The sequence below is a fragment of the Streptomyces sp. NBC_00454 genome (genome assembly GCF_041434015.1).
Lineage (GTDB): Bacteria > Actinomycetota > Actinomycetes > Streptomycetales > Streptomycetaceae > Streptomyces.
Genome location: NZ_CP107907.1, coordinates 6,587,593 through 6,602,690, shown reverse-complemented (window position 1 = coordinate 6,602,690; position 15,098 = coordinate 6,587,593). Strand labels below are relative to the sequence as shown.

Annotated in this window: 14 protein-coding genes; 11 read left to right on the top strand and 3 right to left on the bottom strand. The window is 71.1% G+C overall.

Annotation, left to right across the window (positions count from 1 at the left end; all coding sequences use genetic code 11):
• Positions 1 to 5: 5 nt before the first annotated feature.
• The 4 genes from OHU74_RS30150 to OHU74_RS30135 all read left to right on the top strand — a co-directional run bounded on the left by OHU74_RS30150 (position 6) and on the right by OHU74_RS30135 (position 4,529).
• A complete protein-coding gene (locus OHU74_RS30150; protein ID WP_371619860.1) occupies positions 6 to 563 on the top strand; it encodes a TetR/AcrR family transcriptional regulator in 558 nt (185 codons plus the stop codon).
• A gap of 255 nt (positions 564 to 818) precedes the next feature.
• Positions 819 to 1,997 carry an agmatine/peptidylarginine deiminase gene (locus OHU74_RS30145; RefSeq protein ID WP_371618782.1) on the top strand — a complete coding sequence of 393 codons (1,179 nt, stop codon included), beginning with the start codon at positions 819 to 821 and terminating at the stop codon, positions 1,995 to 1,997.
• 64 nt (positions 1,998 to 2,061) lie between these two features.
• Positions 2,062 to 2,769: an urease subunit gamma gene (locus tag OHU74_RS30140; protein ID WP_371618781.1), complete on the top strand. Its 708-nt coding sequence runs from the start codon at positions 2,062 to 2,064 to the stop codon at positions 2,767 to 2,769.
• An 80-nt stretch (positions 2,770 to 2,849) separates the two neighbouring features.
• Complete coding sequence (locus tag OHU74_RS30135) at positions 2,850 to 4,529, top strand: urease subunit alpha (protein ID WP_371619859.1); 1,680 nt, start codon at positions 2,850 to 2,852, stop codon at positions 4,527 to 4,529.
• Positions 4,530 to 4,588: 59 nt separating this feature from the next.
• Here the strand turns inward: OHU74_RS30135 and OHU74_RS30130 are convergent, their stop codons facing one another.
• On the bottom strand, positions 4,589 to 5,158 hold the full coding sequence (locus OHU74_RS30130) for an N-acetyltransferase family protein (protein WP_371618780.1): 570 nt from the start codon (positions 5,156 to 5,158) through the stop codon (positions 4,589 to 4,591).
• Positions 5,158 to 5,730: a TetR/AcrR family transcriptional regulator gene (locus tag OHU74_RS30125; protein ID WP_371618779.1), complete on the bottom strand. Its 573-nt coding sequence runs from the start codon at positions 5,728 to 5,730 to the stop codon at positions 5,158 to 5,160. Before OHU74_RS30125 ends, OHU74_RS30130 begins: the two co-directional genes overlap by 1 nt.
• Before the next feature lie 314 nt (positions 5,731 to 6,044).
• Here OHU74_RS30125 and OHU74_RS30120 point away from each other — a divergent pair, with 314 nt between their 5' ends.
• The 7 genes from OHU74_RS30120 to OHU74_RS30090 all read left to right on the top strand — a co-directional run bounded on the left by OHU74_RS30120 (position 6,045) and on the right by OHU74_RS30090 (position 13,749).
• Positions 6,045 to 7,058, top strand: a complete 1,014-nt coding sequence (locus OHU74_RS30120) for an agmatine/peptidylarginine deiminase (protein ID WP_371618778.1) — start codon at positions 6,045 to 6,047, stop codon at positions 7,056 to 7,058.
• A 116-nt stretch (positions 7,059 to 7,174) separates the two neighbouring features.
• Positions 7,175 to 8,914, top strand: coding sequence for an ABC transporter substrate-binding protein (locus tag OHU74_RS30115; protein WP_371618777.1), 1,740 nt, complete (start codon positions 7,175 to 7,177; stop codon positions 8,912 to 8,914).
• Positions 8,911 to 9,870 carry an ABC transporter permease gene (locus OHU74_RS30110; RefSeq protein WP_371618776.1) on the top strand — a complete coding sequence of 320 codons (960 nt, stop codon included), beginning with the start codon at positions 8,911 to 8,913 and terminating at the stop codon, positions 9,868 to 9,870. Before OHU74_RS30115 ends, OHU74_RS30110 begins: the two co-directional genes overlap by 4 nt.
• On the top strand, positions 9,867 to 10,721 hold the full coding sequence (locus OHU74_RS30105; protein ID WP_371618775.1) for an ABC transporter permease: 855 nt from the start codon (positions 9,867 to 9,869) through the stop codon (positions 10,719 to 10,721). The genes OHU74_RS30110 and OHU74_RS30105 overlap by 4 nt, the downstream gene beginning before the upstream one ends.
• Positions 10,718 to 11,713: an ABC transporter ATP-binding protein gene (locus OHU74_RS30100; RefSeq protein ID WP_371618774.1), complete on the top strand. Its 996-nt coding sequence runs from the start codon at positions 10,718 to 10,720 to the stop codon at positions 11,711 to 11,713. The genes OHU74_RS30105 and OHU74_RS30100 overlap by 4 nt, the downstream gene beginning before the upstream one ends.
• Positions 11,710 to 12,516, top strand: a complete 807-nt coding sequence (locus OHU74_RS30095) for an ABC transporter ATP-binding protein (RefSeq protein WP_371618773.1) — start codon at positions 11,710 to 11,712, stop codon at positions 12,514 to 12,516. The genes OHU74_RS30100 and OHU74_RS30095 overlap by 4 nt, the downstream gene beginning before the upstream one ends.
• Before the next feature lie 90 nt (positions 12,517 to 12,606).
• Complete coding sequence (locus tag OHU74_RS30090; RefSeq protein ID WP_371618772.1) at positions 12,607 to 13,749, top strand: agmatine/peptidylarginine deiminase; 1,143 nt, start codon at positions 12,607 to 12,609, stop codon at positions 13,747 to 13,749.
• Positions 13,750 to 13,870: 121 nt separating this feature from the next.
• Here the strand turns inward: OHU74_RS30090 and OHU74_RS30085 are convergent, their stop codons facing one another.
• Positions 13,871 to 14,959, bottom strand: coding sequence for a hypothetical protein (locus OHU74_RS30085; RefSeq protein ID WP_371618771.1), 1,089 nt, complete (start codon positions 14,957 to 14,959; stop codon positions 13,871 to 13,873).
• Positions 14,960 to 15,098 lie beyond the last annotated feature (139 nt).

Sequence of the window (15,098 nt, the reverse complement as noted above, 5' to 3'; positions counted from 1 at the left end):
CAATCATGGAAGGGGCCGCGCGGGTCATCGTCCGGCGCGGCGTCCGAGGCCTGCGCGTGGAGGAACTCGCCGCGGAGGCCGGGGTGTCCACGGCCCTGATCTACTACCACTTCAAGGACCGCGCGGGAATCCTGCGCGCGACGCTGGAGTTCATCAACGACCGCGCGGCGCGGTACACCACGGAGCGCGATCCCGGCGAGGAGCCGCTGGACGCCCGGGGCGAGCTGGAGCAGACGCTCCTCCTGGAGCTCCAGGACACACCCGGGGTGCGGGAGAACAGCACGGCCTGGGGAGAGCTCCGGGCCAGTGCGGTATTCGACCCCGACCTGCGGGAAGACCTCGCGCGGGCGACGCTCGTATGGGTCCAGGAAGTGGGCGAGCTGCTCGGCCGCGTCCGCCCCATGGCCGGGGCGGCGGCCCTCGCCGGCACCGCCGAGCGACTGACGGCCCTGGTGGAGGGCCTGAGCTCGCGCTGGCTCAGCGGCAGCCTGCCCCTGGAGCACGCCCGCGAGCTGATGTCTTCGGCCATCGACGCCGAGCTGGACCGCCTCGCCCGGACCTGATCCGGCCGCCCGCCCCTGACGGGCACACCGGCCGCCCCGCGGCGGCCCGGCAGGGCTCCGCTCCCCTCGCGATCCCGCCGATCTACGCCTTTCCACGCCGCTCCCGCCGCTCCCGCCGATCGGCCGCCGCCGATCACACCCCCACCAGCCGCCCCGGGCCCATCCACGTCATGAAGCTTGACTGAATTTTCAGTCAGTGACAGAGTGCGAGCCGTGGCCGAAACCGGCACGCACCCCTGATCTGGAGAAATACCGATGAGCGACTCCCCCGGCGCCAGCCGCTCCCTCGTCAGCCGGCTCTTCGGAGCCGCGCCCTCCCGTCGGCGCGTGCTGGGGGCCGCCGGCCTCGGTGCGGCGGGTGCGGTGCTGGGCGGATCGGCGGCCTCGATGGCCTCGGCGGCGCCCCGGCCCGCGAATCCGGCGCTGCCGCGCTGGTGGGTGGACCGCGACGACGTCCCCCACGCGCGCACCTGGATGTCCTGGCCGTCACGCTCGTCCATCTGGGGCGGCCGCGCGCTCAGCGGGGTCCAGGAGGACATCGCACTGATCGCCAAGACCATCGCGCGCTACGAGCCCGTCGTTATGTGCGCGCCGGACTCCTACACGGCCGCCACCGCCCGTTCCTGGTGCGGCCCCGCGGTCACGGTGCTCACCTCGATCCCCACCGACGACCTCTGGATGCGCGACATCGCCCCCGTCTTCCGCCGGGACGGCCGCGGCGGGCTCGACGCGATCGGCCTGAACTTCAACGGCTGGGGCAACAAGCAGACCCACGCCTACGACGCCGACGTCGCCGAACTCATCGCGCACGACGGGTACCTCCCCTTCAGCAGGACCGACTTCGTCGGCGAGGGCGGTGCGATCGAGACCGACGGCGACGGCACCGTGATGGCCACCGAGAGCAGCCTGGTCAACAAGAACCGCAACCAGGGCATGAGCCGGGCCCAGATCGAGGAAGCCGTCCTGCACGCCTACGGCGCGGACAAGATGATCTGGGTGCCCGGCATCAAGGGCAAGGACATCACCGACGACCACATCGACGTGACCTCCCGGTTCATCGGGCCGGGCGTCGTGATGGTGCAGGTGCCTCCGGCGGACCGGGACGACGTCTGGGCGCGCGACGCCCGCCAGCAGCTGTCGATCCTCTCCGAGGCCACCGACGCCCGGGGCCGGCGGCTGAAGGTCGTCCAGGTGGCCGGACCGGACACCGTGCGGTCCAAGAACCCCCAGTTCGTGGACTCCTACCTCAACTTCCACGTGGTCAACGGGGCTGTCATCACCGCCCAGTTCGGCGACCGGGCGAAGGACGCGGCGGCCAAGCAGACCCTGGCGGCGGCCTTCCCCGGCCGCACCGTGGTCCAGCTCGACGTGGACCGCCTGATGGCCGGCGGCGGCGGCATCCACTGCTCCACCATGCACGAGCCGCTCCCGTAGGCCCTCCAGGACCGCGCCCCGCGGCCGGACCCCGGCCGCCCGATCCCTTCACAGATGAGGCCGCATGCGACTGACACCGACCGAGCGGGACCGGCTGCTGATCTTCACGGCGGCCGAGCTGGCTCGTGCCCGACGCGCCCGGGGCGTGAAGCTCAACGTTCCCGAGGCGACCGCGCTGATCACCGACACCGTGTGCGAGGCGGCGCGGGACGGCCGCAGGCTGGCCGAGGCGATCGCCGCGGGGCGCCAGGTGCTGAGCGCCGACGAGGTACTGCCCGGGGTGCCCGACGTGGTCACCTCGATCCAGGTCGAGGCCGTTTTCGACGACGGTACGAGGCTCTGCGTCATCGACGACCCCTTCCGCCAGGAGGGTTCCCTCGGGCCCGACGCCCCCGGCGCCGGGCTGCCCGGGGACGGCTCCGGCTACGAGCCCGCCGAGGCCACGATCCGGCTGCGCGTGCGCAACACCTCCAGCGTGCCGATCAGCGTCACCTCGCACTTCCACTTCTTCGAGACGAACCCGCGCCTCGCCTTCGACCGGGGCGCTGCCTACGGCTCCCGGCTCGCCGTGCCGGCGGGTTCCTCGGTCCGCTTCGACGTCGGCGCCACCGTGGAGGTGGAGCTCGTCCCCATCGGCGGGGCGCGCGTGGCCATCGGTTTCGCGGGGCTGGTCGACGGCCCCCTGGACGCGCCCGGCGCCCGCGAGGCCGCCCTGGCCAAGGCCCGTGCCACGGGGTACCTCACCGAATACCAGGAGGAGCAGCAGTCATGAGCGCCAGCGTCTTCGACTCGGCGGGCTGCCACGGCCGTCCGGGCGCCGCCCCGGCCGACAGCACCGATCCGCACGACTACATGGCGGTCCACGGCCCCCGGGCCGGGGACCGGATCCGGCTCGGCGACTCCGGGCTCATCGTGCGCGTGGAGTCCGATTCCCAGAAGCCCGGGGACGAGTTCCTGGCCGGCTTCGGCAAGACCGCCCGCGACGGCCTGCACCTCAAGGCCGCCGCCGTCCGCGACACCTGCGACATCGTGATCAGCAACGCCCTGGTCATCGATGCCGTCCTCGGGATCCGCAAGACCAGCATCGGCATCCGCGAGGGCCGCATCCACGCGATCGGCCGGGCCGGGAACCCCGACACCCTGGACGGGGTGGACGTGGTCGTCGGTACCGGCACCACGATCGTCTCCGGTGAGGGCATGATCGTCACCGCCGGGGCCATCGACACCCATGTGCACCTGCTCTCCCCGCGCATCATGGAGGCCTCGCTGGCGTCCGGTGTCACCACGATCATCGGCCAGGAGTTCGGCCCGGTCTGGGCGGTCGGGGTCAACTCCCCGTGGGCGCTCAAGCACGCCTTCAACGCCTTCGACGCCTGGCCCGTCAACATCGGCTTCCTGGCCCGCGGTTCCTCCTCGGACCCGGCCCCGCTGATCGAGGCCCTCGCCGAGGGCGGCGCCTCCGGCTTCAAGGTCCACGAGGACATGGGCGCCCACACCCGCGCCCTGGACACCGCCCTGCGCGTGGCCGAGGAACACGACGTTCAAGTCGCCCTGCACACGGACGGGTTGAACGAGTGCCTCTCCGTCGAGGACACCCTGCGCGTCCTGGACGGCCGGACCATCCACGCCTTCCACATCGAGGGCTGCGGCGGCGGACACGTCCCCAACGTCCTGAAGATGGCCGGCGTCCCGAACGTCATCGGCTCCTCCACCAACCCGACCCTGCCCTTCGGCCGGGACGCGCTGGCCGAGCACTTCGGGATGATCGTCTCGGCCCACGACCTCAAGGTCGACCTGCCCGGCGACGCCGCCATGGCCCGCGACCGGATCCGCGCCGGGACCATGGGTGCGGAGGACATCCTGCACGACCTCGGGGTCATCGGGATCACCTCCTCGGACGCCCAGGGCATGGGCCGCGCGGGCGAGACCGTACGCCGCACCTTCGCCATGGCCGGGAAGATGAAGACCGAGCTGGGCCCCCTGGACGGCGAGGGTTCGTACGGCACGGCGCAGAGCGGCGACGACAACGAGCGCGTGCTGCGCTACATGGCGAAGCTGACCATCAACCCGGCCATCGCCCACGGACTCTCGCACGAGGTGGGCTCGATCGAGGTCGGCAAGCTCGCGGACCTCGTCATGTGGTGGCCCCAGTACTTCGGTGCCAAGCCCCAGTTGGTGCTCAAGGGCGGTTTCCCGGCCTACGGGGTCACCGGCGATCCGAACGCCTCCACGGACCGCTGCGAACCGCTGGTCCTCGGCCCGCAGTTCGGCGCGTACGGGGCCACCGCGGCCGATATATCCGTGGCGTTCGTCGCGGAGGCGGCTGTCCAGAACGGCGACCTGATGCCCACCCGGCGGCGTCGCGTCGCGGTCCGCGGCACCCGGGGCATCGGACCGAAGGACATGCTCCGCAACGCCCGTACCGGCAGTGTCGACGTACACCCCGACACGGGTCTGGTGTCGCTCGACGGCGAACCGCTGGTCTCGGAGCCGGCCGACTCCATCTCGCTCAGCCGCCTGTACTTCCTGTAGGTCATCGCGTTCAAGTGGGGCCGTCGAGGCCCCACTTGAACCAAGGCACCCCAAGAGCCCTACGGGGTCCGGCGGAAGTCCAGCATGCAGAACACCTTGTCGTACCGCCGTTCGCCGACGGCCACGAAATCGGGCAGCCGCCCGTACTCGGTGAAGCCCAGCGAGGCGTAGAGCCCCAGGGCGCGCTCGTTGTCCCCGCGCGCGTCCAGGGTGAGGACCTCGATGCCGGCGGTCCGGGCATCCTCGATCAGGGCTGCCGTCAGTGCCCGGCCGATGCCGCGGCCGTGGATCCCGGGGTCGACCGCGATCTTCTCCAGGTCCGCGTGCGGCCGGTGGGTGGGGCGGGCGTAGCGCTGCCAGTACCCCAGCCCGACGAGCCGGGGTCCGAGGTAGGCGGCGCGCAGGGCCGCGTCCCCGGCCCGTACGGCGGCTACGAGGCGTTCGAGGAGCTCGGTGACCTCTTCGGGCGCGGGCGGCTCCACCCAGCCCAGGGCCGCTCCCCCGGCCACCAGCTCGGCCAGGATCCGGTGCGCCTGCGCGCCGGACCGGGCCGCCCGCTCCGGCTCGGAGGCCAGTTCCAGGGCGTCGAGGAGGATGAGCTCCTCGGGCCCGTCGGTCGCTGCGGGCATCAGGCGTCCAGCTCCGCGTCGATCGCGTCGGCGAGGAGGCGGCGTGCGTGTTCCAGGGGCAGGGAGCCGCTGAGCCAGCGCACGCTGAGGCCTTCGAGCAGGGCCGTCAGGCGTTCGGCGGCGGCCGCGTGCTGCGGGGCGGTGCCGGTGGGGCGGGCCTGGGCCAGGAGGTAGGAGATCTCGTGGACCCAGCTGTGCGTGGCCTTGGCGACGTCCTCGCGCAGGTCGGGGTCGAAGACGGCGCTGGCCCTGAGCTCACCCCAGGCCGTGCTGTTCTCGCGGACCTCCGGGGTGTCCTGGAGTTCGAGGAGGAGGACTTGCGTCAGCTCGGCTCGGGGGCTCTCGGGCTCGTCCAGGCCCGCTTCGCGCTCGGCGGTGTAGCGCTCGGCGCGGTCGCTGATGAACTCCAGGGTCCGGCGCAGGATCCCGGCGCGGTCGGTGAAGTGGTAGTAGATCAGCGAGGTGGACACGCCCGCCTCGGCTGCGAGCTCCCCCACGCGGAGCCCTCGCACGCCGCGTCGCGCGATCACTCGCGTGGCGGCTCTGAGTATTTCTGTTCGACGGTCTGACACGAGGGGTCACTCTACCCGTCGGGTCCGCCACCTGGGGCTTTTTCCTGACCGTAACATCAGGGTCGATATTTCCGGTGAATATGTCGCGATCATGCGCATTCACATCCCCCTCCCCCCTCACCTCCCCTCCGGGTGGGAGAGGGGGATCGGCCCGCCCGATACCCGGCATGGCCGATTCCGCATCAGCTTGGCCAGAACCATTGACTGAATTTTCAGTTCGGTGGAGGATGCGGGCACATCATCACACCTCTTGCCCGCGGCGATCCCGTGTCCTCGTCGCAAATACTGACTAAATTTTCAAACAGGAGAAGATCATGACTACCTTCCGGATGCCGGCCGAGTGGACCGACCACGAAGGCTGCCTGATGGCCTGGCCGACACGGCAGGAGCTGTGGGGCGACGTCTTCGCCGAGGTCAAGGCGGAGTACGCCCGGGTCGCCTCGGCGATCGCCGAGTTCGAGCCGGTCACCATGGTCGCCCTGCCCGGCAGCGGCGCCGAGGCCCGCGAGCTGTGCGGCGAGGGCGTCACCGTGGTCGAGTTCCCGATCGACGACTCCTGGTTCCGCGACTCCGGGCCGATCTTCGTGCTCGGACAGAACGGCGAGCGGGCGGGCGTCGACTTCCGCTTCAACGCCTGGGGCGGCAAGCACTTCCCCTACGACACCGACGACAAGATCGCCGGCGCCCTGCTGAACCACTTCGGCGTGGACCGCATCGACTCCCGGATGATCCTCGAGGGCGGGGCGATCACCGTGGACGGCGAAGGCACCCTGATCACCACCGAGCAGTGCCTGCTGCACCCGAACCGCAACCCGGACATGACCAAGGAGGAGATCGAGGCCGAGCTGATCGCCCGCCTCGGTGTCACCAAGGTGATCTGGCTGCCGTACGGCGGGCTGCTGGACACCGAGACCGACGGTCACGTGGACGGCGTCTGCGCCTTCGTCGCCCCCGGCAAGGTCCTCGTCGCCCTCCCGAGCGACCCCGCACACCCCGACTACGAGCGCATGCGTGTGAATCGCGCCGTCCTGGAGTCGGCCACCGACGCCGCCGGGCGTCCGTTCGAGATCATCGACCTGCCGCAGAGCAACCTCGTCGAGGTCGACGGCCGGGAGACGGAGGTCGGCTACCTCAACTTCTACATCGCCAACGGCGGGGTCGTCGTACCGGTCGCCGACACCCCCGAGGACGAGGGCGCGCTCGCGGTCATCGCGGCCGCACTGCCCGGCCGCAAGGTCGTCGGGGTCCGCTCGCGCGTGATCGCGTACGGCGGCGGCGGCGTCCACTGCATCACCCAGCAGGTACCCTCCGCCCACCCCACCGCCTGACCGGCTCACCCCCCTTCGCCGCGCACGGGCCGGCGGCCCGCACCCGAGTCCCCTCCTCGCCCCGGTCGGCCGCCCGCCCCGTACCTCCCCCGCCCAGCATGGAAGAGAGAGCACCGATGCCCAGATCCCTGCCCTGGTCCAGAGCCGCCAGCTCCACGCGCAGCCAGTCCGACGGCGCCCCGTCCGCCGCCACCGGGTCCCCCCGTACCGGGTCCGCCCGTGCCCGGTCCGCCCGTCGCCGGTACGCGCTGCCCGTCGCGGCCCTGGCCGCCGTCAGCCTGGTGGCCGCCTGCTCCGGTCCGCCCAAGGGCGGCGCGTCCGCGAACGACGCCGCCTTCAAGCTGTCCGCCGGCACTCCGGCCGCCGCCGGTGAGCTGGACTCCTTCACCTGGGCGCTCTACGCGGAGCCCCCCACGCTGGACTACATCTCGGCCTTCGACTACCCGCAGAACACGATCCTGTCGAACGTCTGCGAAAGCCTGATGAAGTGGACCCCGCAGCTCACCATGGCTCCGGGCCTGGCCGAGAAGGCCACCAATGCCACCCCGCTGACCTGGGTCTACGATCTGCGCCCGAACGTGAAGTTCCACGACGGCTCCACGATGACCGCCGACGACGTGGTCTTCAGCCTCGGCCGCCAGATGAACCCGGACCTCGGGGCCGCCTGGAACAGCAACTTCGCCAACGTCGAGTCGATCAAGAAGACCGGACCGCTCCAGGTCACGGTCACGCTGAAGACGACCGACTCGCAGTTCCCCCAGTACATGGCGACGGCCGCCGGCGTGGTGGCCTCGAAGGCCGGCGTGGAGAAGGCCGGCGAGAACTACGGCACCGCGGGCAGCCTCGACTGCACCGGCCCGTTCAAGCTGGGCACCTGGAACAAGGGCCAGTCGATCGAGCTCCAGCGCTTCGACGACTACTGGGGCACCAAGGCGAAGTCGAAGAAGGCCGTCTTCACCTTCCTGACCGACCCCTCCGCCCGGACCAACGCCATGCTCAACGGCGAGGCGGACGGCGGCTACCTGATCCCCACCGAGAGCTACGACCGGCTGCGCAAGAGCGGCGCGGGCACCCTCTACTTCGGCGAGGGCCTCAGCACGGTCAACGTCAACGTCACCAGCATGAAGGGCGCCCTCGGCGACGTCCGGGTGCGCCGGGCCCTGTCCCTGGCCCTGGACCGCCGCGGCTTCGTCAAGGCGGGCCTGGGCGGCGCGGGCACCGTCACCACCTCGCTCACCACGAAGGGGGTCTGGGCCACGGCCCCCGAGAACCTCCGCAAGGCCGCCTTCGAGGGGCTGCCCTCGGCCGACCAGAACATCGAGGCGGCCAAGAAGATGATCGAGGAGGCGGGTGCCACCGGCAAGACGGTCACCATCGCCACCAGCTCGATCGGCCAGGACGTCTCCCTGCTGGCCACCGCGGTCCAGGACGCCGGCACCAAGATCGGCCTGAAGGTCGAGCTGAAGACCATCGCCCCCAACGCCTTCACCTCGCTGTTCACCGACCCCAAGGCGCGCGAGGGCCTCGACATGTTCCCGGAGACGTACTACGACTCCATCACCGACCCCATGGACATGCTGAGCAACTTCCAGACCGGGGCCTACCAGAACTACGCCGAATACAGCGACGAGGCCTACGACTCGCTCGCCGACAAGGCCCGCGCCGAGTACGACCCGGCCAAGCGCTTCTCCGCGGCCGTCGAACTGCAGAAGAAGGCGGCCGACCAGCTGCTGTGGATCCCGGTCGCCGAGTGGCCGACCGCCGTCTTCCTGAACAAGCGGATCACCGGCGCACCGACCACCATCTCCTACCTGTACTACCCGTGGGCCGCGGACGTCGGGGCGGCCGCGCGATGAGTTTCCTGCGCTTCGCCGTACGGCGGCTGGCCGAGATGGCAGCCACCCTGCTCGCGGCCTCCTTCATCATCTTCGGCGCCCTGTACCTGGCCCCGGGCAATCCGGCGAGCTTCCTCCTGGGAGGCCGATCGGCCTCCCCTGAGGCCCTGCAAGCGATCAACGAGCACTACCACCTGGACGACCCGTTCGCGGTCCGCTACGGACGCTGGCTGGGCCAGGTGCTGCACGGCGACTTCGGCCGCTCGATCACCTACCGCACCGACGTGTCGCGGCTGCTGGCCGACCGGCTGCCCAACACCCTGATGCTGATCACGATGGCCCTCGTACTGGTCCTCGTGTTCGGGCTGATCCTGGGCTGGATCGGCGCGGTCCGCGGCGGGCTCCCCGACTCGGCGATCCTGGTGAGCACCACCTTCGCCATCGGCACCCCGTCCTTCGTCGCGGCGGTCATGCTGCAGGGCCTGTTCGCGGTGAAGCTGCACTGGTTCCCCACCGGGGGCACCGGTGACGGGTTCGCCTCCATGCTGTGGCACCTGACCCTGCCGGCCGTCGCGCTGGCGCTCTACCTGATCGGCATGCTCGCCCGGGTCACCCGGGCCGCGATGCTCGACGTCCTGGGCCAGGAGCACGTCACGGTCGCCCGCAGCCGGGGCGTGTCCGAACGCCAGGTCATCCGGCGCCACGTGTTCCGCAACGCCCTGGGCACCGTGCTCACCACGGGCGGGCTGATCGTCTCCACACTGCTGGTCTGCACCGTCCTGGTGGAGTCGGCCTTCAGTGTGGGCGGCATCGGCCAGCTCCTCGAACTGTCCACCACCACCAAGGACTTCCCCACCGTGCAGGCCATCTCCCTCATCATGGTCGCGCTGTTCATGACGGTGAACCTCGTCGTGGACCTGCTCCATCCGCTGGTCGACCCCCGGGTCGCACTCGGCCCCGCGAAGAAGGCCGCGTGAGCTCCGTCCTGGTGCGCCGGCCGGGCCTGTCCCGGATCCGGACCGCCCGCGCCCCCCTCTCCCTGCTCTGTCTGGGCTTCGTCGCCGTCGTCGTCATCGTCGCGGTGTTCGCCCCCTGGATCGCCCCCTACGATCCCAACGCCATCGACCTGGGCAACGCCCTCGCGGGACCCTCCGCCGACCATCTCCTCGGGGTCGACGCCTCCGGCCGGGACACCCTGTCCCGGCTGGTCCTGGGAGCCCGCACCTCGCTCCTGGGCCCGCTCGGCGTCGTCGCCTTCTCCACCGTGGCCGGTGTCGCGATCGGCACCACCGCCGCCTGGCGGGGCGGCTGGCTCGACTCGGTGCTCTCCCGCAGCACCGAGCTGGTCTTCGCCTTCCCCGGCATGCTGCTGGCCATCCTGATCGTCTCGGTCTACGGCGAGGGGCTGCTGGCCCCCGTCATCGCCCTGGCGATCGCCTACCTCCCCTACGTCAGCCGGCTCACCCGCTCCCTCGTACTGGCCGAGCGCGCCCGCCCGTACGTGGAGGCGTACCGGGTGCAGGGCCACTCGGGGCTGCAGATCTGTCTGCGCCACGTCATCCCCAACATCGCGCCCATCGTGCTGGCCCAGTCCACGATCAACTTCGGCTACGCCCTGATCGACCTGGCGGGCCTGTCCTTCCTCGGGCTGGGCGTACCCGCCCTGACCCCCGACTGGGGCCGCATGGTCTTCGACGGCAACGTCGCCATCCAGTCCGGCTACCCGCTCTCGGCGATCGTGCCGTGCGTGGCCATCGTGCTCACCGTGGTCGCCTTCAACGTGGTGGGCGAGCGCTGGGCCGACAAGGTCGCCAGGAGGGACCGATGAAGACGCTGAACACCCTTGACATCCAGGGGCTGCGGCTCAGCCTACCCAACACCGTCCGGCCCGTCCTCGACGGGGTCGACCTCACCGTCGGCGCCCGCGAGACCGTGGCCCTGGTCGGCGAGTCCGGCTCCGGCAAGACCCTCACCTCGCGCAGCGTGCTCCGGCTGCTGCCGGAGAAGGCCCGGACGGAAGGCACGGTCCGGGTCGTCGGCGACGACGTCCTGACGATGACCCCGGGCCAGCTGCGGGTGCTGCGCACCAGTACGGCGGCCATGATCTTCCAGGATCCCCGGGCGGCCATCAACCCGATGCGGCGCGTCGGCGACTTCCTCACCGAGAGCCTGCGCCTGAACGCCAAGATGGCCAAGGACGCCGCCGAGGAGCGGGCGGTGACGATGCTGGAGGCCGTCGGCCTCACCGGCGGGGCACTGCGCAAATATCCCGGACAGCTCTCCGGCGGCATGCTCCAACGGGTCATGATCGCGGCCGCGTTGATGGGCGATCCCGCCCTGATCCTCGCGGACGAGCCCACCACCGCGCTCGACGTCACCACCCAGGCCGAGGTGGTCGCCCTCCTCGGTGATCTGCGCGAACGCTTCGGCACCGGGCTGTTGTTCGTCACGCACGACCTCGGCCTCGCCGCCGCGATCAGCGACCGCGTGTACGTGATGTACGCGGGCCGGATCGTCGAAACGGGCCCCGCCGACGACCTGTTCACCCGGCCGCGCCACCCGTACACGGTGGCGCTCCTGAACTCCACGCCGCGCCTCGACGCCCCGCGCGGGCGGCTCGCCGCCATCGAGGGCAGGCCGCCGAGCCTGCGCGAGGAGCTCACCGGGTGCCCGTTCGCCGCGCGCTGCGTGTTCGCGACCGACGTGTGCACCCGGCAGGCCCCGGAGCTGCTGCCGTTGGCCACCGAGCCGGCCCGCCTCGTCTCCTGCCACCACAGCGACGAGGTCGCGGCGAAGGAACGGAAGGAACTCCACCCATGACGACCACGACGAAGACCGTTCTGGAGGTCTCGGGCCTGCACCGGGCCTACGGGAGCGTCCGGGCCGTGGACGACGTGTCGTTCACCCTGCCCGAAGGCGGCTCCCTGGGCATCGTCGGCGAGTCCGGTTCGGGCAAGACGACCACCGCGCGCATCGTCGTGGGTCTGGAGCGGGCGGACAGCGGCCGGGTCCTGATCCACGGCCGCGACCGGGGCGAGATCCGGCGCGGCAAGGCGGGACGCCTGGAGCGGGCCCGCGAGATCCAGATGGTCTTCCAGGACCCCTTCCTGTCCCTGGATCCCCGCATCACCGTGGGCGGGGCCATCCGGGAGACCCTCAAGCTGCACTTCCCCGGCACCGACCACACCGGCCGGATCACCGAACTGCTCGACCAGGTCGGCCTCGGAGCACGCGAGGCCGACGCGCTGCCCCGGCAGCTGTCGGGCGGACAGCGCCAGCGCGTGGCGATCGCCCGCGCGCTGGCGGTCGAACCGTCCGTCCTCGTCCTCGACGAGGCGGTCGCCGCCCTGGACGTCTCGGTGCAGGCGCAGATCCTGAACCTGCTCTTCGACATCCGCGAACACACCGGTATCGGCTACCTGTTCATCACCCACGACCTCGGCGTAGTGCGCTGTGTCACCGACGACGTGATCGTCATGCGGCACGGCCGGATCGTCGAGGCGGGTCCGACGGCACAGGTACTCGCCGACCCCCAGCACCCTTACACGCGCCTGCTCCTGGAGTCCGTACCCCGCCCGGGGTGGGACCCGCGGAGCATCGCCGCCGCGCGCCGCGCCCTGTGAGGGGGGCCGTGGGTGCGTCGGCGCCCACGGCCCATCGGTTCACCACTGCACGCATTCGCGCATCCACGCATGACTGATCGGAGATCAGAGATGAACGAGCACGTCGTACGGACGCTGGACAGACGGGGTTTCCTGGCGGCGGCGGGCCTCACGGCCGCCGGCGCCGCACTGGCGACGGTCGGCGGGCAGGCCTTCGCGGCCGTCCGTCCCTCGGCCGCCGCCGCGGGCGGCTTCGCCGTCCCGATCGACACCGTCCGGCACACCCGGACCTGGATGGCATGGCCCGACTCCTCCGCCATCTGGGGCAACAAGCTCTCGGGCGTGCAGGCGAACATAGCGCTCATCGCGAAGACCATCGCGAAGTACGAGCCGGTCGTGATGTGTGCCAACTCCGCGAGCGTCGCCAAGGCGAAGAGCGCCTGCGGTTCGGCGGTCACGGTCATCAGCACGATCCCGGTCGACGACTGCTGGATGCGCGACACCGGTCCGGTGTTCCGCACCAACGGGGCGGGCGGCCTGGACGCGATCGGCACCAACTTCAACGGCTGGGGCAACAAGCAGGCCCACGCCAAGGACGCCCTGGTCGCCGGCCGTATCGCGGCCTACGCCGGGGTTCCGTTCAGCGCGGCCGGGTTCGTCGGCGAGGGCGGCGCGGTGGAGACGGACGGCGCCGGCACCCTCATGGCCACCCGCAGTTCCCTCATCAACTCCAACCGCAACCCCGGCAAGACCCAGGCCCAGTTGGAGGCGGCCCTGTGCGCCGCCTTCGGCGCGTCCAAGGTCGTCTGGTTCAAGGGCATCGTGGGCAAGGACATCACCGACGACCACGTCGACGCCACGTCCCGCTTCCTCGCCGAGGGGGCGGGCCTGGTGCAGATGCCGCTCGCGAGCGACACCGACGCCTGGTCGAACGACGCACGCGCGCAGTACCAGATCCTGTCCACCACCGTCGACGCCCAGGGCCACACGGTCGTGGTCACCAAGCTCCAGGGCCCCGACTACAACAAGATCCGCTCCACCAACCCCGACTTCGTCGGCGCGTACGCCAACTACTACGTGTGCAACGGCGCGGTCATCTCCCCGCAGTTCGGCGACTCCACCGCGGACGCGGCGGCCAAGGCCACCCTCCAGCGGGCCTTCCCCGGCCGGGTCGTCGAGCAGCTCAACATCGACAGCCTGGGCGGGGGCGGCGGCGGCATCCACTGCGTGACCCAGCAGCAGCCGGTCGCGTAACGGTCCGGCGGACCGCCAGGCCGCCGGACCGTGGAAGAACTCCGGCCCCCTGCTCTTCGCAGGGGGCCGGAGCGGCTTGACCCCGATCGGCCCGGCTCCCCCGGCCCAGCCCGCCCGCCGGTCAGTTCTGGCGCAGGGGCGGCATCGGCAACGGGATGGAGTAGGCCGTCGCACCCGCCCCGACCCCGCCCTCGCAGGTGTTCGGCGGCTGGGTACCGGTCCCCCGGGTCGAGGGCTTCTCGGCGGCCCAGAACATGTAGCCGAGCAGGCCGGCGGTGGTTCCCGCCCCCTTGGGCGCCGCGGACTGGGTGAAGGAGCCGGTCGACTTCTGCAGGGAGCTCGCGAAGGAGGTGCACTCGGGAAGGGACTTCGACTGGTCGCTGATGTACAGCCCGCCGGTGAACTTGGCGGGAGCCAGCGGCGGCACCGGCGGCGAGTAGGTCGACTTGCCGTCGATGTGCTCCTGCCAGTTGGCGATCGCGCCGCCGGCGGAGGGCTGGCGGGCGGGGACCATCGCGTTGGCGTAGTCGAGGGCCGGGACGTCCGTGCGCAGCCAGTCGGCGGTCGCCTTGCGGTTGATGCCGATCAGCCAGCGGTCACCGGCGGCGGTGTCGATCGTGAGCCGCGCGGTGCGGTCGGTCCCGGAGGCGTCGTAGGCGTGCCGGGAGCGGTAGGCGTCGATGAAGGCCTGCAGGCCCGTCAGGTTCGGGTTGGTGTTCTGCTCGTAGTCGATCTCGATGCCCACACCGAGCCGGGTGGCGGCCTCGGCGGCGTTCAGCCCGAGCTGCGTGGCGTTCTCGGTCAGCGCCGCGTCCCATGCGTCGGTGTAGGTGATGCCGCCGATGGAGAGCATCACGCGGATGCCGCGCGAGGTGAAGTACTGCACGATCTCGGGGGTGATCCCGCGGGGGATCCCGTCGACGGTCGTGGCGTCGTTCGTGCGGTGCAGCAGTTTCTGCGGTTCGACGAAGCTCAGGACGACCAGGTTCACCGAGGGACGGCCGTCGCCGCGGTCGATCAGCCAGTGGTTCATGGAGTCGAACTCCGCGAGGGTGCGGACCCTGCCCCAGATGCAGGCGTCGTCGCTGCAGTGCCAGGCACCGTAGACCTGCGGACCGGTCGCGGCGGCGCTCGCGGTCGCGACGGGGGCGGGGACGGACATGACAAGACCCAGGAGCAGGATGAGAACACCGAGGATTCTCTGACGCATCAATGCCTCCGAGGAGGGAGCGGCCCGAGTGGGGGGTGGCGGCCGAGCGTCAGAGTGGCAGGTACATACCAAGTACGGCAAGGGCTCGGCCACGGGCCCCGCCCCCGGTCCGGCAGCGCGCCGATCGCAACGTTTGCGC

Bases quoted from the DNA above. Each gene is read 5' to 3' on its own strand.
- OHU74_RS30150 (WP_371619860.1), top strand. From the start codon at position 6: ATGGAAGGGGCCGCGCGGGTCATCGTCCGGCGCGGCGTCCGAGGCCTG.
- OHU74_RS30145 (WP_371618782.1), top strand. From the start codon at position 819: ATGAGCGACTCCCCCGGCGCCAGCCGCTCCCTCGTCAGCCGGCTCTTC.
- OHU74_RS30140 (WP_371618781.1), top strand. From the start codon at position 2,062: ATGCGACTGACACCGACCGAGCGGGACCGGCTGCTGATCTTCACGGCG.
- OHU74_RS30135 (WP_371619859.1), top strand. From the start codon at position 2,850: ATGGCGGTCCACGGCCCCCGGGCCGGGGACCGGATCCGGCTCGGCGAC.
- OHU74_RS30130 (WP_371618780.1), bottom strand. From the start codon at position 5,158: ATGCCCGCAGCGACCGACGGGCCCGAGGAGCTCATCCTCCTCGACGCC.
- OHU74_RS30120 (WP_371618778.1), top strand. From the start codon at position 6,045: ATGACTACCTTCCGGATGCCGGCCGAGTGGACCGACCACGAAGGCTGC.
- OHU74_RS30115 (WP_371618777.1), top strand. From the start codon at position 7,175: ATGCCCAGATCCCTGCCCTGGTCCAGAGCCGCCAGCTCCACGCGCAGC.
- OHU74_RS30110 (WP_371618776.1), top strand. From the start codon at position 8,911: ATGAGTTTCCTGCGCTTCGCCGTACGGCGGCTGGCCGAGATGGCAGCC.
- OHU74_RS30100 (WP_371618774.1), top strand. From the start codon at position 10,718: ATGAAGACGCTGAACACCCTTGACATCCAGGGGCTGCGGCTCAGCCTA.
- OHU74_RS30095 (WP_371618773.1), top strand. From the start codon at position 11,710: ATGACGACCACGACGAAGACCGTTCTGGAGGTCTCGGGCCTGCACCGG.
- OHU74_RS30090 (WP_371618772.1), top strand. From the start codon at position 12,607: ATGAACGAGCACGTCGTACGGACGCTGGACAGACGGGGTTTCCTGGCG.
- OHU74_RS30085 (WP_371618771.1), bottom strand. From the start codon at position 14,959: ATGCGTCAGAGAATCCTCGGTGTTCTCATCCTGCTCCTGGGTCTTGTC.